The organism is Spirosoma arboris (assembly GCF_009754945.1).
Lineage (GTDB): Bacteria > Bacteroidota > Bacteroidia > Cytophagales > Spirosomataceae > Spirosoma > Spirosoma arboris.
The window spans coordinates 86889-106482 of record NZ_WPIN01000025.1 but is presented as its reverse complement, the minus strand read 5'-3'; the positions used below and the strand labels follow the sequence as shown (position 1 = coordinate 106482).

At 50.5% G+C, this 19594-nt stretch carries 14 protein-coding genes; 5 read left to right on the top strand and 9 right to left on the bottom strand.

What is annotated here, in order from left to right:
• Positions 1–213 precede the first annotated feature (213 nt).
• The 4 genes from GO755_RS37135 to GO755_RS37120 form a co-directional block, all read right to left on the bottom strand.
• Positions 214–1131 carry an IS3 family transposase gene (locus GO755_RS37135; protein ID WP_198175047.1) on the bottom strand — a complete coding sequence of 306 codons (918 nt, stop codon included), beginning with the start codon at positions 1129–1131 and terminating at the stop codon, positions 214–216.
• The gene (locus tag GO755_RS37130) at positions 1131–1544 is read right to left on the bottom strand and encodes a COG3415 family protein (protein ID WP_227687246.1); all 414 of its coding nucleotides are present in this window, start codon (positions 1542–1544) and stop codon (positions 1131–1133) included. Before GO755_RS37130 ends, GO755_RS37135 begins: the two co-directional genes overlap by 1 nt.
• 281 nt (positions 1545–1825) lie before the next feature.
• A complete protein-coding gene (locus GO755_RS37125) occupies positions 1826–2953 on the bottom strand; it encodes an IS110 family RNA-guided transposase (protein WP_157590499.1) in 1128 nt (375 codons plus the stop codon).
• 903 nt (positions 2954–3856) lie between these two features.
• Positions 3857–4072, bottom strand: coding sequence for a hypothetical protein (locus GO755_RS37120; protein WP_157590498.1), 216 nt, complete (start codon positions 4070–4072; stop codon positions 3857–3859).
• Positions 4073–4355: 283 nt separating this feature from the next.
• Here GO755_RS37120 and GO755_RS37115 point away from each other — a divergent pair, with 283 nt between their 5' ends.
• The 3 genes from GO755_RS37115 (at position 4356) to GO755_RS37105 (ending at position 10292) form a co-directional block, all read left to right on the top strand.
• The gene (locus tag GO755_RS37115) at positions 4356–5423 is read left to right on the top strand and encodes a chemotaxis protein CheB (RefSeq protein ID WP_157590497.1); all 1068 of its coding nucleotides are present in this window, start codon (positions 4356–4358) and stop codon (positions 5421–5423) included.
• An 89-nt stretch (positions 5424–5512) separates the two neighbouring features.
• Positions 5513–9502, top strand: a complete 3990-nt coding sequence (locus GO755_RS37110) for a CheR family methyltransferase (RefSeq protein ID WP_317166034.1) — start codon at positions 5513–5515, stop codon at positions 9500–9502.
• Between the two features lie 94 nt (positions 9503–9596).
• Entirely contained in the window at positions 9597–10292 is a 696-nt protein-coding gene (locus tag GO755_RS37105; protein WP_157590495.1) for a hypothetical protein, read from the top strand.
• Between the two features lie 384 nt (positions 10293–10676).
• Here the strand turns inward: GO755_RS37105 and GO755_RS37100 are convergent, their stop codons facing one another.
• The 5 genes from GO755_RS37100 to GO755_RS37080 all read right to left on the bottom strand — a co-directional run bounded on the left by GO755_RS37100 (position 10677) and on the right by GO755_RS37080 (position 17924).
• Positions 10677–11747 (bottom strand): response regulator, encoded by a 1071-nt coding sequence (locus GO755_RS37100; protein ID WP_157590494.1) that lies wholly within the window; start codon positions 11745–11747, stop codon positions 10677–10679.
• Positions 11744–14170 carry a PAS domain-containing sensor histidine kinase gene (locus GO755_RS37095; protein ID WP_157590493.1) on the bottom strand — a complete coding sequence of 809 codons (2427 nt, stop codon included), beginning with the start codon at positions 14168–14170 and terminating at the stop codon, positions 11744–11746. Before GO755_RS37095 ends, GO755_RS37100 begins: the two co-directional genes overlap by 4 nt.
• A gap of 165 nt (positions 14171–14335) precedes the next feature.
• Positions 14336–14761: a response regulator gene (locus GO755_RS37090; RefSeq protein ID WP_157590492.1), complete on the bottom strand. Its 426-nt coding sequence runs from the start codon at positions 14759–14761 to the stop codon at positions 14336–14338.
• A gap of 610 nt (positions 14762–15371) precedes the next feature.
• Positions 15372–16778 (bottom strand): transposase, encoded by a 1407-nt coding sequence (locus GO755_RS37085; RefSeq protein WP_157590491.1) that lies wholly within the window; start codon positions 16776–16778, stop codon positions 15372–15374.
• Between the two features lie 402 nt (positions 16779–17180).
• A complete protein-coding gene (locus tag GO755_RS37080; RefSeq protein ID WP_198175046.1) occupies positions 17181–17924 on the bottom strand; it encodes an RNA polymerase sigma factor in 744 nt (247 codons plus the stop codon).
• On the opposite strand from GO755_RS37080, the gene GO755_RS37075 reads away from it, so the two are divergent.
• Together GO755_RS37075 and GO755_RS37070 are read left to right on the top strand one after the other, a co-directional pair.
• On the top strand, positions 17923–18399 hold the full coding sequence (locus GO755_RS37075; RefSeq protein ID WP_157590489.1) for a hypothetical protein: 477 nt from the start codon (positions 17923–17925) through the stop codon (positions 18397–18399). The two genes, GO755_RS37080 and GO755_RS37075, sit on opposite strands and share 2 nt — an antisense overlap.
• Positions 18396–19310 carry a hypothetical protein gene (locus GO755_RS37070; RefSeq protein ID WP_157590488.1) on the top strand — a complete coding sequence of 305 codons (915 nt, stop codon included), beginning with the start codon at positions 18396–18398 and terminating at the stop codon, positions 19308–19310. The genes GO755_RS37075 and GO755_RS37070 overlap by 4 nt, the downstream gene beginning before the upstream one ends.
• Positions 19311–19594 lie beyond the last annotated feature (284 nt).

The window sequence follows — 19594 nt, the reverse complement described above, 5'->3', positions numbered from 1 at the left end:
ACCTGTTCAGTTTTTACCAGTATATTGAACTGTGAGGAGGTTTTCATGAACGATTTAATAAACAACCCAAATGAATCTAAGTCTGTAGTCTATAGAAGGATACAAGTTCAGTAAACTGACATGACTGACCTATAATTGGACAAAAATTTAGCTGACCCGTCCGGAAAAGTGTTGACCGTTTGTTGGTAATCCGTTTTTTTATTGACCAGTAATTTAAGCTCTATTTTCATTATTTACTACAACCACCTCCTGATTTTGAGGATAGTAGTTCTTCCATCTTCGCTTAAGTTTTCCTTCCTTTTGGTGAGCTTGATCAGGCACCAGCATGTCACAACTGAGGTGTGGCCGTTTATAGTTGTAGAGAAAAACGGCTTGCTCAAGCACGACCTCGGCCTGGGCTAACGAGTACACCGCTCGGTGAGCTAGATACTCATTCTTGATGATTCCATTCACACGTTCAGCGATAGCATTCTCCAGTGGATCACCCGTTTCGGTCATACTGATCTGAACATGATAAGCGTCTAATAAACCAATATAGAGGGCGCTACCATACTGAATACCTCGGTCAGAATGGTGAATTAATGCCTTGGCTGCTCGCCGATTAATCTTTTTCAGGGCCATCTGTAGAGCAGTCTTACAATGAACTGCCTCTAACGTCGGTGCGACACAATACCCCATGATTCGTTTGGAATAAGCATCGGTGACGAACGATATGTACAGGCATCCACACTGAGTAAACCAGTAAGTTATATCACTCACCCACAATTGATTGGGCCTTTCCATTATCAATTCCTTGATCAGGTTCGGGTACTTGCGGTATGGATGACCCGAAAAGGTAGTTCGTACCCTCCTCCTTCGTCTCCTGATTAACAGGCGGTTAGCGGCTAATAAGTCAAATAATAGATCCCTACCTGTTTTTATTCCCTTTCCAATCAGTTCCTCTTTGATCAGCTCATAGAGTTTTTTACCACCCATTCGCGGATGATCTTTACGAGCCTTCTTGACCAGTCCTAGAATAGCTTCATCATTATTGATCTGGCCGGCTTGCCGTTGCCAGTATTGGTAGTAGCCTTGTCGGGAGAAACCAAGCGCACCCTCCAACTGCCGAATATGCAGATTGGGATAGTTCATCAGCATGAACCGGATGGCTTGGTAACGGACTTTTTTTCAATATCGACCCCCAGCTCATGTTTAGCCACTCGCACCAGCGTCGAATAATAAAGAGTTTTAAAGTTAGCCGTTTCCAGTTCTTCTTCGAGCGAACGCACCTTGGCCCGCAGTTGATTGACTTGATCTTCTGGGGTAGAAGGCCGGTTTGACTTTCTTGAGGAAGGAGGCAGTAAATCAGGATCAGTTAAGGCAGCTTGTTTCTTAGCTTTGGCTTCCTCTTCGATTTTTCTGATCCAGCGCAGTACCGTCATTCGATTGACTTTATACCGCTCAGCGGCTTGATCTAGGTTGAGCTGACCGAGCAGAACGGCGGCCGCCATTTCACGCATGATCCGTTTTGGCTGTTTCATACGTAGTTTAACAAGTCTGTCCATGAGTTGACTGTTTATGGTCAACATTTCTATACAACAATCTTATAAGTATTTGATAATGAAGCTTTTGAAAACAACCGGATTAGCTCATCCTGACTTAGGTTAAGGGCTACAATACGCCGTTGGACTTGCCGTAAGCCAGATTCCTTTGTTTTTTGAGCCGTGTCTTTGGCTTGAGTTTTCTTGTAAGGTTCCCTTTTGGTAATCATGTTCCAAATAATCATCGCCAGTTTTCGGGCGGTAGCCGTGATGGCTGCGACTCGCCCTTTCTTATAGGCAATTCGTTAGAAAAAAGGACTCAGTTCATGATTAGCCTGATTGCCAATGGAGTTAGCCGCCTGTCGTAAGGCGATAGCGATATAGGATTTGCCGACGGGTGTGCGATGACTAAGGATGCGTCCACCGCTGATTTTATTGTTGGGCACTAACCGCAGCCAACTGGCAAAGCTTTTGGCGCTGGCAAACTTATGTATATCCTTTCCCAGGGTAGTTAATAGACAAAGAACTGTATTGTGACTGATACCAGATATGGCAAACAGATCGGTTTGAAAATAAGTCAGCGCAATCTGGGAGACATTGAAAGCAGGCATATTCTTGGTGTTCTTCTTCTTGTTTTCTGACGGTATTTTTTCGACTGGTTTCGAAACGGACTCCGCGGGCACACTTCGACGTAGGGCCTCTTCAATGACTCTATCACACTCAAGGAGGGAATTTTGGTAGAACTTATAAAAACCCAGGGACGCTTGCAATTCAAACAATTGTTCCTGTCGCCACCACCCCTGAAGAGATTGGGCAATTTCCTCTTTAGACTTTTTCATGCGAATGTCTACTAGGGAGGCTAACTCATGCGGATCGCGGTTGCCAGCCAGAATCGCTTCGATGATGGCCAGGCCGGATTTGCCCGTGATGTCGCGAATGGCTACGTCCAGGCGAATATTCATCAGCCGAAGCGCTTTCTGCATTTTGTGGATATAGGTAGCTAGCTGCTCAATCAGGTGCTGGCGATGATAGTAGTAGGTACGAAGTTCCTGGAGCGTATCACTCAGCAAAAAACTACCGGACAGTAACCCCAGGGAGTGGAGTCGTTGAATCCACAGACAATCAATGACATCCATTTTTCGACCTTGTACATTTTTAGTCTGGCTACCGCCCACTAGTAGCACCTCAAAGCCAGCTTCTTGTAAGGCATTAAAAAGTGTTTGCCAGTAACTGCCGGTGCTTTCCATGGCTACTGACGTAATGCCATACTGGCGCAAATGATCGATGAGCAACTGATGGTCCTGGGTGTAGACACCAAAGGAGCGTACATTTTCCTTGTTTTGGTCGACGGCTACCCAGTGGGTGCGGGAGCCGATGTCAATACCAGCGGCATGCGGATTGACGATTGGTAAGACTGCGGTTGGCTTTCCCATCGTTTTGGCGGTTTATATAGCTAAACTGACTTCAGGGAATGGACGGGTGAATCAAGATTTTCTATACGGGATTCTCTTTAGGAGATCACCAGTGAATTCAACAAGTACCTCTTGAAGAGGTCTTATCCATTCCAGCCCAGATTCCAGGAAGGACTGATGCGTACCAATAAATGTTGATGAGCTTATTGCTGAAGTCAAACCAAGGTAAGTAGAAAGCACAAGTCTGCCTACTCCTGTTGTCCTGGGTATTCAATGGTACCCGCACAATCATTCGATTCCCGGACAAGTCAAGCTGAATAGGCTTTCAACAACTTCAGCACTAAAAATAGTATATTCCCAAGACAATGGCTGCTTTCAAAATTCCCACACTATTACTACGGACCTGAGATTTCTATTACCAATCTGGAGATAAACTAACTTATTATTTGCCATAAAAGGCAAACACAGCCTTTTTGACTGTATATGGGGTTGTATGATGTAAAGTAGATCAACTTTTCGTCCTTAAGAAGTGTGGGTCGAATAAGGCATTCAACGCAAAATCTATGCTTTTGTTAAAGCGCCAAAACGATGATTTATGCTTAGAAGGCAGACTATGTTGCTGGCTAAGCTTCAACTAATTCGCGTGTTACTTTTATTCGCCTTCACGCCTACCCTGGCCAAGACACCACTTTCAATAGACTTAATCTAGTAACCTAAAATAAATTTCTTCTAATCATGGTCAAAGAAGATATGCGCTTCCGGCTGATTCTTCCTGCGGAGGATCTTACTGGCCACAAAATTTTTAAATTTTAGTAACAAGGACCGGCGGCTTGTATTCTTATCGCCCAGCAGACGAAGGGTAAAACTTCATAACATTAATGGAAGCGGTTAGTCTGATGTGGGGCCTATTTATTTTACATCAATTTACCCTATTTTTTGTCTGGCTTTTTCGGCGTCAATTTTTACCTGCAACTCGTCACATTGCCGCTTTACGGCTTCTAATTGCTCACGGAGTTCTTTTTGGCGTTGTTCCAATTGATTCATAACAAGCATGGCGCGCTCAGTTCTCCGGATCAGCTGTTGATAAACGATCACTAAGTGAGTTATTCGTTCCGGTTGGCTTTTCAAAAGGTGATTCATCGGTGCGGTTGACCTACATCTATTCTCAATTGGATAGACTGATTCAACGACCTATTGAATTAGTCTAAAGTTTTTTAACTTGATTGTCGTATGGAGGTTTTCCAGCTATATAGTAAAATTTAACCGGAGACACTACCGGCTAGGCTGGGGCGCAAAAACAAGGGTAATTTCGCTATATTCGTGGGTCAAGTCCACGCCAAATCGAGCGCTACGACTCAAGACGCATCCGAATCTACGGTAGTCGTCACCAGTAGCCGATCCGACAACCACCCCTTATCCTTGCATGGAAAAACGAAACATCATTGTCATTGGAGCATCAGCTGGCGGCTTCGAGGCCATTCAACAACTCATCGCCCGCTTGCCCGCCGATCTGGACGCCGCTATTTTTATCGTCTGGCACATGGCGCCTACGGTTCGGGGGATCATGCCTCAGGTACTTAGTAAGCTAACGACGATCCCCGTCGCCCACGCCGTTGAGAACGAGCCCATCCAGATGAACCGCATTTATATCGCACCACCCGATCATCATTTACTGCTGGAAGCTGACCACATGCGCGTTACGCATGGGCCCAAAGAAAATCACTTTCGTCCCGCCATCGATCCGCTATTTCGTTCGGCCGCCTATGCCTATGGCAACCGGGTGATCGGCGTGATCTTATCCGGTGCCCTCGATGATGGTACAGCCGGTCTGTGGGCCATAAAGGCGTATGGCGGCATGGCCCTGGTCCAGGACCCCCAAGAAGCCCTGGTTTCCGCCATGCCCGAAAGTGCCATCCGCCAGGTAGCCATCGATGCAATTGCCCCAATTGCTCAATTAGTCCCCTTATTGGTTCAACTGGTGGGGCAAGATGTTGCTCCGAAACCATCCATAGCCATGCATGAAGACGAAAAAACGAAAACCGAGATTCGCATCGCGGCCGAGGACACGGCACTAGGCCTGACAATGGCTCAGTTCGGTCAGTTCAGCGCCTATGCCTGTCCAGACTGTCACGGCGTGCTCGTAAAGATTACCGAGGGGTCGCTCGTCCGCTATCGCTGCCATACGGGTCACGCCTATTCGACCGACGCCCTGCTAGCCAGTGTGACTGGGAAAATCGAAGAAAGTCTATACAGCGCCCTGCGGGGTATGGATGAGCGGGGTATGCTGCTTAACCAGCTAGGCGACCAGTATGCCGCAGCCAATCAGCCCCGGCAGGCGGCCCTTTATTTTCAGTTAGCCCAGGCAGATCAACAGTGGAGCGAGCTGCTGCGTCAGGCCGCGCTCGTCCACCCTGCCCTAAAACCGGACAGCCTGGACGAGCAGCGTACCGATTCCGACGGCGTTAAGCCAGCTCACTCCGCTCTCCAGTAACAACCCTTACCTAGACTAGCTTATCCTTGAGCAAGAAAAAATCAATCTCGAAAATACCCATTAAACCCACGCCAGCGGAGACGATCATCGTGGGCATCGGGGCCTCCGCGGGGGGCGTCGAAGCACTGACCCAATTTTTTAAGCAGGTGACCCCCGATTCAGGCCTAGCCTACGTGGTGATCCTGCACCTGTCGCCCGATTATGACAGCCAGTTGACCCAAATTCTACAGGGCGTGGCCATCATTCCTGTTCATAAGGTGGAGCAGCGGGTGCGGGTCATCGCCAATCATATCTATGTCGTACCGCCCAGTAAGCACCTGCAAATGGATGATGGGCAGCTGGTGGTACTCCCCAATATTCAGATCGAAGATCGGCGGGCACCGGTGGATATTTTCTTTCGTACCTTAGCGGAGTCGCATCAGGAGCGGGCGATCGGAGTAATCCTCTCGGGTACGGGGGCCAACGGCTCCATGGGCCTCAAGCGCATCAAGGAGCGGGGCGGAGCGGTCTTTGTGCAGAATCCCCGCGAGGCTGCTTTTAACGAGATGCCCCGCCATGCCATCGCTACTGATCTGGTGGATGATATTCTGCCCGTGGCCGAGATACCGGCCCGATTGCTGGCCTACCGGTTGGGCCGGGAAACCCTGGTTATCTCCCCGGAATCCCAACCGGGTTTTGACGAGCCCCAGCAAGCGCTACGCGAGGTATTTACCCAGTTGCGAATGCGCACCGGCCACGACTTTACCAATTACAAGCGCCCCACCATGCTTAGGCGAATCGAGCGTCGTATCAACGTGCGCAACTTGCCCGACCTGCCCGCTTACGTGAGCTTCCTTCGGGAACATCCCGAGGAGATCCAGGCACTGCTGAAAGATCTGTTGATCTCGGTTACCAATTTTTTTCGCGACAGCCCCGTCTTCACCACCCTGGAGCATCAAATTTTGCCCCTACTCACCCATGTCAAAACCAAGGATAACATCCTGCGCATCTGGGTGGCGGGCTGCGCCACGGGCGAAGAGGCGTACACCCTGGCCATGCTCTGTGCCGAACGGACGCTGGACGTAGTTGATGCGCCAGCGGTACAGATCTTTGCCACTGACCTGGATGAGACCGCGCTGGCCACCGCCCGCGAAGGGCTCTATACCCTCAACGATGCGGCCGACGTATCACCCGAGCGGTTGCGCCGCTTTTTTACCAAGGAAGGGGAGGAATACCGCATTCGGCCTGAGATTCGGGAGATGGTGTTATTTGCCCACCATAATGTGCTCAAAGACCCGCCCTTTTCCCGGCTGCATCTAGTGAGCTGCCGAAATCTGCTCATTTACTTCAATCAAACGGCCCAGCAGCGGGCCCTGGAGACGTTTCACTTTGCGCTCAATCCGGGGGGGTATTTGCTGTTAGGAATGGCCGAAACCACCGACGGGAAACCGGATCTGTATGTCCCCCTCAACCGGGAGCACCACCTGTTTCAGAGTCGATCCGTGGGGCCCCGCGCCTATCCCGTGCCCGAGATCAGTACCGGGCTAGACACCGCCCAAAAACGGGGGGCGGAAGCCGATCCGGCCAATGAAAACCCGGCAAACGGGCGTCTAAGTTACGGCGAGTTGCACCACCAGGTTCTGGAGCAGTATGCCCCCCCCTCCATCCTGGTCAATGAGGCCTTCGATATCCTCCATATGTCCGAGCGGGCGGGTCGTTACCTCCAAATGGGGGGGGGCGAGCCGACCAAAAATCTACTCCAACTCATCCAGCCCGACCTGCGGCTGGACCTTCGGTCGGCTTTTTACCGGGCCGCTCAGCAGCGGACCCCTGTAGTAATCCCCCACCTTAAAGGGCGTCTGGAGGGCCAGGTGCAGACGATTACTCTCCACGTCCGTCCGGTACTAGGCGATGGGGACCCTGCCCCCGGCAATCCAGCTCGGGGCTTTATGTTGGTTCTCTTTGAGCCGACGACTGATGAAGCGAGCGAACCAGCCCGTGAGCGTCCCCCAATCGAGCCCGTGGCCCATCAGTTGGAAGAAGAATTGATTCGAGTTAAGGCGCAGCTCCGGCTGGCCAACGAGCACCATGAACTCCAGGCCGAGGAATTAAAAGCCGCCAACGAAGAGTTGCAGGCCATCAACGAGGAGTTGCGCTCGTCGGCCGAAGAGTTAGAGACCAGTAAGGAAGAGCTTCAGTCGATCAACGAAGAACTCACGACGATCAACCAGGAGCTAAAAATAAAAGTAGACGAGATTTCGCTGGCCGGCAACAACCTGCAGAACCTGATTAATGCGACCGACATTGCCACTTTGTTTCTGGACCGCAGTCTGCGGGTTAACCTCTTTACACCCACTACGCGGACTATTTTTAATTTGATTGCCACCGATACGGGGCGGCCCCTGAGCGACATTACCAGTCGACTAGACTATCCCCAGATGCAGGCCGATGCCGAAACGGTGCTGGCCACGCTCCAACCCATCGAGCGGGAAGTCAGCTCGACGGACGGCCGCGTGTTTATGGGACGGGTGTTGCCTTACCGCACGATCGATGACCGCATCAATGGCCTGGTACTGACCTTTGTCGATATCACAGCGCGCAAACAGGCCGAAGAAGCCCATTCGTTTCTAGCCTCCATTGTCGAATCTTCGCAGGATTCGGTGCTGACGGTCAATTTTAACGGGATCATCACTAGTTGGAACCAGGCGTCTGAAGCGCTCTACGGCTACTCGGCGGGGGAGGTTATTGGCCAACCCCTGAGCCTATTGACCTTACCCCAGGACCTGGTCAAGGTCTTGCGCGATACAGAGAAAATCAAGCAGGCCCAGCGGGTTGAAACTTATGAAACCATCCGGGTCAACAAAGCCGGGCAGACCCTAGACCTGGAAGTGGTGCTCTCGCCCGTGAAGGATGCCGCCGGGCAGGTCATTGGCGTCTCCACAGTGGCCCGGGATATCACCCGGCGCAAGGCCGCCGAAGGCGTCCTGCGGGAGTCGGATCGACGGAAAGACGAATTTTTGGCCATGCTAGCCCATGAATTGCGCAATCCACTGGCCCCGGTTCGGCATACCTTACAACTGCTTCAATTGAGTCCAGCACAAAATGAGCCAATAAGCTCGGCTATCGCCGTAATGAGCCGTCAGGTGGATCAATTGGTTCGCCTGGTGGATGATCTACTGGATGTGAGCCGGATCAATCAGGGAAAGATTGCTTTGCAGCCAGCCCTGCTGGATGTGGGAACCCTGCTAACGCATGCTGTAGATACCGTACGCCCCCTGTATGAGTCGCTGCCCCGGGAGTTGTCGGTGTCTGTGCCAACTGAGCCCCTGTATGTGTTAGGTGATGCCATCCGCTTGACGCAGGTAGTGACCAACCTGCTGACGAATGCTGCCCGGTACACCCTGGAGGGAGGTCAGGTCTGGGTTGAGCTGGACCAGGTGGGGAATCAGGTTCGGTTGAGCGTGCGCGATAATGGCATTGGTCTAGCAGCCGACCAGCAAGAACGCATTTTTGAGTTGTTTGCGCAGGTCGACAATTCACTGGCCCGTTTTAGGGGTGGGCTGGGCCTAGGGCTGACGCTGGTCAAACGCCTCGTGGAGCTGCATGGTGGGCGAGTGGAAGCCCAGAGTGGGGGACTGGGGCAGGGGAGTGAATTCCTGGTTTATTTGCCCAGTACAACTAGCTCCGTCCAACCCCTGGAGCCGACTTCCGTACCGAGCCTGTCGAGCACCCCTGGTCGCCGAATTTTAGTGGTGGATGATAATCCCGATGCGGCGGATACCTTCGCCTTACTCCTGGAGATGAGCGGTCATACCGTTGATGTTCGCTATACTGGCGAGCAAGCAATGGAGGCCGCTGAGCGTCTACAGCCGGAGGTGGTGTTGCTCGACATTGGCATGCCGGGACTGGATGGCTACGAAACGGCCCGCCTGATTCGCCAGCAGCCTTGGGGTCGTGACGTAATCCTAATCGCCCTGACTGGGTATGGGCAAGCTGGCGACAAACGGCGAAGCCAGGAAGCTAGTTTTAACGGGCACCTGGTCAAACCCGTCGGACTGGAAGCGGTGGTTGAGTTGCTGGATTCGTTATTGCCGCCCTGACCCTTGAACAACCTCAGTGGCCTTACTAAACAGTACTTCCTATAGCAAGCAGTAAACGCTTGATTCTATTCCTTTTTTGATAAATGCTTACTCCATGGCTACACCAGTCGATGATTACATACGCCAATGTGGGCAATTAAGTGCCTATTTACGGGGCCGTCGGGAGCCTATCATCAACCAGTGGGAAGCTACCTACTCGCCTAGTGAAGCTGGTTACATCCAGGCCGGTACGGATCAACGACGAGGCCTACTAGATCTGTTTCCGCAACGCATTACGGACGAGCCTAAAGCGCGTGAACGGGTTGAGCCCCCAGACCCGTATGAATCCCATCGCTGGCCAGAGGGCTACACCTTGGCTAAGGTAATCACGGAGCTAACCAACTTCTACGACATCGTAGACCTGGAAATCCAACAGTTTCTGGCACTATATCCCCATACGCAGTCCCTAGTAGTTAACCAAGCCTATCGGCAGTTAGGCCGACTCTCGAACGAGGTCACCAAGAGAAATGTCCTATATAGTACTCCGAAGCAGCCAAACCCCGATTCGGAGCCGCTAAAAGCACGTCAGCCAATACCCGCGATTAGGCATCTGGATGTTCAGTTACACCAAACCTCACATGATCTGCGTGCCAGCTTTGGTATCATCGCTAGTGCGGCCAGTTTATTACTGCTGCCCCTTAAAGACAGCGATCGGGCCAACTATCTGGCTATGATAACCCGAAATGTAACCATAGCTGAGCACCACCTCCATCAACTAGTCGCGTATTTGGAAGAAGGGTGCAATTCTTAGATGATGGATTTGCCACAAATAGCGGACGCTGTCTACGCCAACGCGGAACGGGACACCTATTTAATAGGAACAGTCTATAAACCATCATATAGAGCGATAATATAGGGCATAGACGGCTCATCAACGCCCATTTTTGCACCGGGCTACCCTTTTAAACCAACACGATGTCCCTCTCAACAAACGTTCACTTCGGTTGAGCGCATGATATTTTATATGCGGTAAAGCTACATGGGGTCTAATGAAACCTTGATGAGATCGGTCAGTCACAGACTTGATGAGACTCAGTTTATGAGCAGCGTACGCCTTTAGGTTTGTGCGTAATCAAAGGTAACTAGAATAGCGGACCTCGGAATATTAGTATGGCATTGACCTAAAAGCATGCGGTTAACGCTTCAGGCGGGTCAGTTTGTCGATGTCGAGCAGGGTAATCTGGCTGGTATTGATCTCGATTAACCCTTCGGACCGTAAATCGCCCAGAATACGAATGACCGTTTCGGTCGAGGCTCCCACTAAGTGCGACCAGTTCTCGCGCGAGAGGGTCATCGCCAAGGACATATTGTGGGCCGGTGGTACAGTCGGATAAAATTTTCGCTGAACCAGCAGCAGGGCTTCGGCTACCCGTTTGCGTACCGACTGATACGCCAGTTTTAGCAGCCGGTCCTGAAGGTCGGCGACATCGCCCGCCAGCATTCGGATGAATTGGCCAGCCACCGCTTGATGGTTGTAAAAAAGGGTCATAAACTCGGCCTGGGGAATCGTGCAGACCAGGGCTTCCTCCAGCAGTTCGACGGTTTCACGATACGTTGCATCGTCCAGTGGGGCTCGGTACCCCACAAAATCACCGGGGCCAACCAGACCCGTGATATACTCATTACCACGCGAATCCGTTTGGACGAGTTTACCCGTCCCCTGACTTATAAAATACAACGCGGTCGGCGAATTCCCCTCTGTAAACAGGCGGTGTTTCCGGTTATACCGCGTGGTTGGGTAGTGATCGCATAGGGACTGGCGGGCACCCATCTCATCCAGAATGGCCCGCGTCAGATGGCCTATACTGGGGTTCTCGGCTAGGGAATTCGGTGTGTCCGCCCCTTTTTTTAGCCGTAATTCCACCGCACCCAGCAGAGTAAGGTCATCGAAGGGTTTGGTCAGGTAGTCATCCGCCCCTAGATTCATCCCAACCCGGAAATCTGCCGGTTCCGCTTTAGCGGTGAGAAAAATAAAGGGAATACCGGCTAACGTAGGGTCTTTACGAAGGATGTGTAAGACCCCGAAACCATCGAGTTCGGGCATTCGGATGTCGCACAGAATCAGGTCCGGACGGGCTTGACGAGCCCGTTCGATCCCTTCTTTGCCATTGGCCGCCTGCACGACCTGGTAGGGGGCCAACTGGAGAATTTCGGTTATGTTCTCCAGCATGGATGGCGTATCTTCGATCACCAAAATGGTTTTCATAGGGGAAGCGGGGATAACGGGAGTCGAACGGTAAAGACCGTACCCGAATCGATCTGACTGGTAAAGGTAACCGTTCCGCCCATCAGATCGACGTAGCGTTTGACCACGTATAGGCCCAGGCCCGGGCCCGAAACATGATTGACGTTGCGGGCCCGGAAAAAATTAATGAACAGCTTGTCTTTGTCCGCATCCGGAATGCCGATGCCTTCATCCCGAACCGTTAGCCGGATCTGCTGCTCCTCAACCGCCGTTGTTAGTTCGATTTCTTTACCATCAGCGGAGTATTTACTGGCGTTGACTAGTAGATTGATCAGGATGTTTTTAAGCATTTGGCCGTCGAGCGAAATAAGGGGTTCACCCGACCGATGGGTATAGACGATGCGCTGACGGGGCTTAATTAAAGCCTTCATGTCGTCGATGATATCCTGGCAAAAGGTGACGATATTCATCGGCTGCGGCCGGCCGTGCAGGGTGGACGCTTCCAGCTGGCTGAGCGAGAGAAAATCATTCAGCAGCCCCGTCAGGCCATGCACCTCCGATTTGATGCGCTGCACGTGACGCTCCCGTTTTCCCCCGTCGTCCGGGCCGTCATACCGCCCGATCAGCGACGCCGAGGAAAGAATCGTACCCATGGGGGTCCGGAACTCATGCGAAGCCAGGGTGACGAAATTGGACTTCAGCTCATTCAACTCACGCTCCTGAAGCAGGAGTTGCTCAGTCTGCTGGCGGGTCAGTACCTGTTCAGTGACGTCCATTCCCACCACGACGACGCCAGTGATGAGGCCACCGGGGGTGTCGCGTAGGGGTTCGTACACGAAGTTAACGTAGACGATTTGGGCCTGTCCGTCGCGCAGAAAGGGCACGGGTAGTTCGCTACCCACAAAGGGCACACCCGTTTTCAGCACCCCAGCTAGTAATTCCTCAAACCCCTGCCCGGCGCTTTCGGTCAGTACGGCGAAGACCGGCTTGCCCAGGAGTTGTTCTTCAGTGCGATTCCAGAGGGTACAGATGGCTGGATTAGCCAGTTCAACGATGAACGTGGGGCCACGCACAATAGCGATGGCCACCGGTGCCTGGGCAAACAGATTGCGTAGACGAGCTTCACTGGCTTCGATTAGTTGCCGGGCTTCCCGTGATCTAGTGACGTCCGTAGCAACGACCATCGTGCGCTCGATGTGCCCGTCAACGTCTCGCAGAGCATCATACACAAAATCGAAGTACACCGTCTCCAACTGACCATTGCGCTCCAGGGTAACGGGTAATTCGTAGCCCTCGAAGGGAATTCCGGTTGTATAGACGCCCTGAAGGAATTCTTCAAACCCCTGCCCGCTGGCTTCGGGTAAAGCCCTAAATAAAGGTTTACCCATCACCTGCTGATGAGTGCGCCCCCAGAACTGGCAGACGGTCGGGTTGGCTAATTCGACGATAAACTCGGGGCCGCGAAAGATGCCCACGCCTAAGGGTGTTTGCTGAATGATGGCACTCAGCAGCCGCTCATTGCTTTCTACCCGTTGTCGCATCTGCACCGCCTGGGTGATATCGGTTACGATGATGACGACCCCCGTAATGGATCGGTCGGATTCGTAGCGGGGCTGATACACAAAATCAACGTAGCGGGTTTCCAACTGGCCGTTGCGAATCAGGTGAACGAGCGTCTCCCGGCTTACATACGGGACTCCCGTGGCTATGACCTGCCTCAATCGCTCTTCAAATCCCTGTCCAGCCAGTTCCGGCAGAGCCTCCAGCAGGGGTTTGCCGACCAACTGGTTGGCCGCTCGTCCGCAGAGTTCGTGGTAAAAGGGATTGGCTACGTCAATAGTAAAATCTTCGCCTAAACCCAGAATAGCCACCCCGACAGGTGCCTGCTCAAACAGGGTAGCCAGGTTTCGGTCGTTTTCCCGCCCGACCCACTCCAGTTGCTGCTGGTGCTGATCGGCCCGCACCGTGTCGGTCGTTTCCATCATGACGCAAAAGACTCCCCCAATGCCATCTGATTCATCGTAAATCGGGCTGTGGGAATAACTAAAGTGGGCCGCTTCCGCGAGACCGTGCCGATTGATCATCAGCAACTGATTTTCTGACCAGTCGGCTTCCCCCCGGGTGAGTACTCTCTCGAGCATCAGACCCAGGGTAGACCAGATTTCAGGCCACACGTCCCGGCCTCTTCTACCCAATGCGTGAGGATGTTTATCGTTCAGTATCAGCCGGTAGGCATCGTTATAGAGCATGATTTGTTCGGGTCCCCACCAGATCAGGATGGGAGAATGGGCGTTCAGGCACGTGCTGACGGTGGTACGAAGACTCTGGGGCCACTGCTCTGGTGGACCAACGGCGGTTTGTGACCAGTCTTTGGCGCGCATCCGTTCGCCCATCTCACCACCTCCGCCCAGAAAAGCCAACGTTGTTGCTTTGTTTGCTGCCATAGTAGCTCGTTACTCAAACCGAACGGTAGGTAGGTTTATCCAAGTACTCCTTAATTTTTTAGGTATACCCTCTCTCGCTTACGTCAACATACGAAAGCCCCGCTCCGCCACTTTATAATGACGAAGCGGAGCGGTTGGTGATTGATCTGAGTAGCCATTTACGGATTAATCGGCTGCCGCGCCGACTAAACAGCTACTGACCGACCGGACAAGCTGGTTCAGGTGAGCATACGAGGCTGGCTTTTGCAGGTACCCGCTGGCACCGCTTCGGTAGGCTCTATTCTGCTGAGTTGACTCAGCGGAGGTGGAGAGGATCACGGTTGGAATGTGTCGAAGCCAAGGACTCGCTTTGATGGCCATTAAAGCCTCTAGCCCGTTTAGTTTGGGCATATTCCAGTCGAGCAGGATCAGGTGTACCGGTTGGGGAGCTGGCTGCTGACTCCAGGCATCCAGCAGGTTTAGGAGTTCGCTCCCATCCTGGGCTTCGACGACCCTCACCGATGGGTAGACTTCCTGAAGCGACTGGCGCAAAAAGTATCGATCATCCTCGTCGTCATCGGCCAAGAAAATAACTGTTTTGGCATAATTCATCGGCTAAGTATTTGTTACATAATAAGTAGGGAGAACAAATATGCATCAGTGTAGCCTGCTAGCCTATGACAATCAATAGGTATGGATATGATGGTTATCGGGTAGAAACAGCGTATCCTGTTGACGCATCGTAATCGAAAGGGCCTGGGTAACGGTCATACGGCGGGGTGGTGACCATCATAGCCAATTCGGACTGACGTCGGTAGGTTTACGGAAATTGATAGTATACCTATCAATTCCATTCTCACAGTACCGAATGTTTACGTCAAATGGACACTGGGTACAGACTAAAAACGCTGGGCAGCGCTTAGCGTAGCGACGCCCGGCGTACTTCTTTCCGGGCCCGTTCCAGGGTACTGGCCTTGAGCTCCCACTACTAAGAAAACCCCTACATGAGGTAGGTACAAATAAAAAGCAGCTAAACTGCATCGGGTGTTGATCGATCGGTTTAGCTGCGTTCAAATAAATACGCTATGGCGCTTGGATGGTCAGTCGAGCGACTAGCTTACTAATTTCCGGCGTGATTTCATTAACCCAGAACTGTGTTATCCTAAAAACAAACCGACGTGACTGTTGCACAACTCTTATATGGATGGAGAAGCCATTGAAGTTAACCATCCAATAAAGGCAAAAAAGAGTCCTCTGGATGCAAAGCCAACACTTGAGTAACCACTTTAGGCCGGCGCTTGGCCAACAGCCATTTCTTGAGATTATAAGCCGTTGCCGCCATCACCATTCGCTTGTGAGCACCCGTTTTGCCTTTGCTTAAAGTCCGATGCATCCCAAAGTAGTTTAGCAAGCTCCCGAAAACTGGCTCAACCACCGCACTACGTCGCTTTTTCAACTGCTTTCCTTTCGTACTCGCCAGGCGAGCCACCATCCGCTCATACTCTCGGTAATACATCGTCACACTCAAGGATTTACGATCCCGTTTGCCGCAGCAACTTTCTTTAATGGGACAGTTTTGACACGCACTAAAGCTAGCTATATACTGATAATTGCCATACCCACCCGCCATCTCAATCCCGTGATTTCGTAAAACAGCCCCATGACTACAGCGATATTGATCTTGCCAAGGCTCATAGGTGAACGGATCACGAACCCGATTGTAGCGACCAAACAAAGGGATATAAGCCTCAATATGTCGGTTTTCTAAAGCGGCATAGTTTTCCCCTGAGCTGAAACCAGCATCCGCCAGTACACAGCGCAAGGATAAGTCCAGGGTCGACAACCGCCTGCTGGTTCGATCAACGATGGTCATTAGATGGCGTGAATCTTTCTCATCGGCGAAGTCGGCCTGAATGTGGGTGATTACATGATGGGAACAATCGACAGCCATACTGGCCAGATAATAAAGCCGAAAGGCCTTGTTAGGCTTAGTAGCCAAGCAGGCCTGGGAATCGTTTGGACTGTAATAGACGTGATTATTACGAGTCACTTTCTTGGGATTAACGTACTGTTTTGCTTTAATAAACGACACTCGGTCAGGAACTTGAGCCAGTGGCTGCTCATTTTTCTCCAGCGTCCACTTGGCTAAGGGTTTGGCTTCTAACTTGTCTAAGGAAGCATTGGCTTCCACGAAAGCAGCATCAATAGCCTGGGTGTGCCCATCGACCAGCCCAAGTTCAACACACTGTGTCAACACATACTCAAAACACCGTTCAAACACTTTTTCGGGCAGACGCTGCCGAGTGCGCGATAGGGTACTATGCCAGGGTAAGGCCTCTCCCAACTCGTAGTCTAGGAAATACAGGATGTCCAATCGGAGTTGGCAGCAGCGAATGATGGCTCGATCGGAGGTAAGGTTTTCCAAATGCCCCACCAGCATTAGTTTAATGAATGCAATGGGATCAATCGATTTTTGGCCGCATTTGCCATAGAAAAGCTTGACCGTTTCGTACAAAAATGTCAGATCAATGCCCTGTTTTAGGCGTCGATATAGATTGTGTTGGGGTACACATTGGTCAAGAAGCAGCCTATGACCTTGTCGAGCAGCGGTGTGTTTTTGGCCTACCATACCTCAAGATAGGCATCTATCTCAATACTAGGCAATTAGCGTTGTGCAACAGTCACCGACGTTTTCCTGAACGATTTTTGAGAGATATATCCTTTTTAATAACTGTCAACTTTCAACCGTTGCATACGAATTAAAACGGTTGAAAGCTCCTTTACTGAAAACCAACTATAACAGGTAACCGAAATGAGGAATGCCAATACGAACGACGGGATCGCTAGTTGATGCAGACAGACCAAACAACAGATCACTGATGTTAGAACGATAAGACTGCGAGAAAAGAATAACCACCATTTACCTGGTCTTTCAGGCTGAGTTTTTTCGAACACCTTTTGAGCAACCACAACCGATAAGTTGATGCCTAGAGGTTCTGTTTTATACGTGCTTTTAATCGCGTCCCCTAACCTATAGTCTCTGTCCGCTTTCATCGTTTTTGATTTTATCCCGTAGCGTTTTCTTTAAGGCTTTTCTAGCTCGAAACAAATAACTCTTTATCGTATTGACAGGAACGTCAAGAATCTGACTGATCTCTTCCAGGCTCAACTCATCCTGATGAAATAACAACAAAACCGTCTTCTGTAGAACAGGCAATTGGTCAATAGCCTCCGCTAAGTAGGTTAGTTCCTGTTCCTTTATAATAATCTGTTCAGGATTCAACGCTTCATCTTCCCATTTGTTTCCAACCGATTCATTGGTTGAATCGGTTTCTGGGTTGTCCGGGAAGAGATCAGCCAGCAGTATGTTTCGTTTCTTTTGCAGAAAGTTAAGACTTGTATGATAAGCAATGTTGCCGATCCAGGTAGATAATTTCGACCTGAACTGAAACGTTCCCAAGTGCTCATATACCTTCATAAATATGTCTTGGCAAACATCTTCCCGATCGGCATTGATACCCACCAAAGGCGAAACGATATGGAGAACCAACCCTTCGTATTGGCATATTAGTCCTTCAAAGGCCTTTCGGTCACCCGAAAGAACCTGCTCAATCAGCCACTGTTCATCAACATTCGTTTGTTTCACGGGTGCTACCAAAAGTAATTGGACAGGTTGATCCGTGAAAAGTTGCAGGCCAACAAAACAAAAATTCTGCGGGCTTAGGGTGCAACTTTTTGCGGATTCACCAGTCTGATTGCCTAAATAGATCAGCATGAAAAAAGGCATCTTGACCAGTTGGTTTCTCTTGGTTTATCATATTTGCTACGCCCAGACTAAGCCTAGTCCAGAGGTATTATCTAACCAGGATAATCCGCTTATCCCCGACAAATTAGTAGAGATCGTTATTCCCTTAGTCATCCTTTACCTCGTACTTGATGCTCTGGTAACATTTGCCAAAAATAGGTCTGAAGACCAGTTAAAAGCCAAACTGATCGAAAAAGGCGTTTCGGAAGAGGCACTCGTTAAAATTTTCACCCAAACTGCTCTGATTCGCCAATTGCAACCCCTAAAATGGACACTCTTCAGTTTAGCTCTGGGGCTGTCATTGCTGCTTATCTATTTGTCGAGGGGATACTTGACTGATTCATCCGGCTATTTTGCCCTTTCAATCATTCTGCTTTGTCATGCAATGGCTTCCTTTATTTATTACCTCCTACTAACTAGAGACGGTAAACTCACCAAGATATGACTACGAAAAAATGTATGCTAGTAGTTAGTGTCGTACTCTTATATAGCTGCCAAGCATCACAAAAAGCAGACATCGATTATAATACGTCTGTATCTGCTCCATTTTACACAAGCAATTCCCCACAGGTACTTTTTGACGAAGCGCATTTTAATCTACACACTACTCAAGGAACGTTTAAACCATTCGTCACGCTGATCACCCATGATGGGTGCAAGGTCACGCCAAATCTAGCGCCTTTTACGGCGGACTTATTAGACCAGTATTCCTTGCTGATTATTGCGAATGCCAAAGGCGGACTTCATGACGATAAAGCAGCCGATGCGTTCACCGATAAAGAATGTAAATCAGTGAGCGACTGGGTAAAAAAAGGCGGAGCCTTATTACTCATTACAGATCATCATCCTTTTGGCATGGCCGCCCAAAAGTTAGCCGCAGCGTTTGGGGTACAAATGGGCGGTGGAACGGTCAACGATTCCGCAAACTTTGATAAAACCCAGTTGTGGAAAGATCAATTGGAGTTTACCAAAACTAACAAATTACTAGCTGCCCACCCGATCAATAAGGGGCTTAACCGGGTAGTCACCTTTACTGGGCAGTCCTTAAAAGGGGATTCGCTGGCTAAACCTATTTTGAGGTTGGGATCAACCGCTACGGAAGCAAGGCCTGATTCGATCTGGGAAGCTGATGGCCTAACCTACACCCGGTTTGCCGACCCGGTCTCGGTCGTAGGCTGGAGTCAGGCACTTTCCATCGACTATGGAGCCGGTCGCGTGGTGATGCTGGGCGAAGCGGCCTGCCTGAGTGCGCAAGTTGATGAAAAGGGTGAAAAATTTGGCATGAATGTACCAGGAAATGACAACCGACAATTTATACTCAATATTATCCATTGGCTTACCAATAAAGCCAAGTAAAGGAATAGTTAGCTATCCCTTGTTAACTGATGACTAGTTCGATAGCCCAGCAAAAGAGCCTCATATTGTGTGTTGTCAACCGGACGATACAGTGGCAGATTATCCGATTCGAATTGGACGTTTTTCTGAACGGTGGTCAGATAGGAGGGAAGGGGCTGGAAATACCCTTTTTGAGTTCAAAAAATCCGTTCACTTTAGTAGTTCATGGACTGGACTCTCTACACGCTTTTTCTGAACGAATTTTATCGTAATTGCAACTTTCATACTCAGCTCGATACCCCAAT

Excerpts from the sequence above, each read along its gene's own strand:
- GO755_RS37135 (WP_198175047.1), bottom strand. The coding sequence starts at position 1,131 with ATGAACTATCCCAATCTGCATATTCGGCAGTTGGAGGGTGCGCTTGGT.
- GO755_RS37130 (WP_227687246.1), bottom strand. The coding sequence starts at position 1,544 with ATGGACAGACTTGTTAAACTACGTATGAAACAGCCAAAACGGATCATG.
- GO755_RS37125 (WP_157590499.1), bottom strand. The coding sequence starts at position 2,953 with ATGGGAAAGCCAACCGCAGTCTTACCAATCGTCAATCCGCATGCCGCT.
- GO755_RS37120 (WP_157590498.1), bottom strand. The coding sequence starts at position 4,072 with ATGAATCACCTTTTGAAAAGCCAACCGGAACGAATAACTCACTTAGTG.
- GO755_RS37115 (WP_157590497.1), top strand. The coding sequence starts at position 4,356 with ATGGAAAAACGAAACATCATTGTCATTGGAGCATCAGCTGGCGGCTTC.
- GO755_RS37105 (WP_157590495.1), top strand. The coding sequence starts at position 9,597 with ATGGCTACACCAGTCGATGATTACATACGCCAATGTGGGCAATTAAGT.
- GO755_RS37100 (WP_157590494.1), bottom strand. The coding sequence starts at position 11,747 with ATGAAAACCATTTTGGTGATCGAAGATACGCCATCCATGCTGGAGAAC.
- GO755_RS37095 (WP_157590493.1), bottom strand. The coding sequence starts at position 14,170 with ATGGCAGCAAACAAAGCAACAACGTTGGCTTTTCTGGGCGGAGGTGGT.
- GO755_RS37090 (WP_157590492.1), bottom strand. The coding sequence starts at position 14,761 with ATGAATTATGCCAAAACAGTTATTTTCTTGGCCGATGACGACGAGGAT.
- GO755_RS37085 (WP_157590491.1), bottom strand. The coding sequence starts at position 16,778 with ATGGTAGGCCAAAAACACACCGCTGCTCGACAAGGTCATAGGCTGCTT.
- GO755_RS37075 (WP_157590489.1), top strand. The coding sequence starts at position 17,923 with ATGAAAAAAGGCATCTTGACCAGTTGGTTTCTCTTGGTTTATCATATT.
- GO755_RS37080 (WP_198175046.1), bottom strand. The coding sequence starts at position 17,924 with ATGCTGATCTATTTAGGCAATCAGACTGGTGAATCCGCAAAAAGTTGC.
- GO755_RS37070 (WP_157590488.1), top strand. The coding sequence starts at position 18,396 with ATGACTACGAAAAAATGTATGCTAGTAGTTAGTGTCGTACTCTTATAT.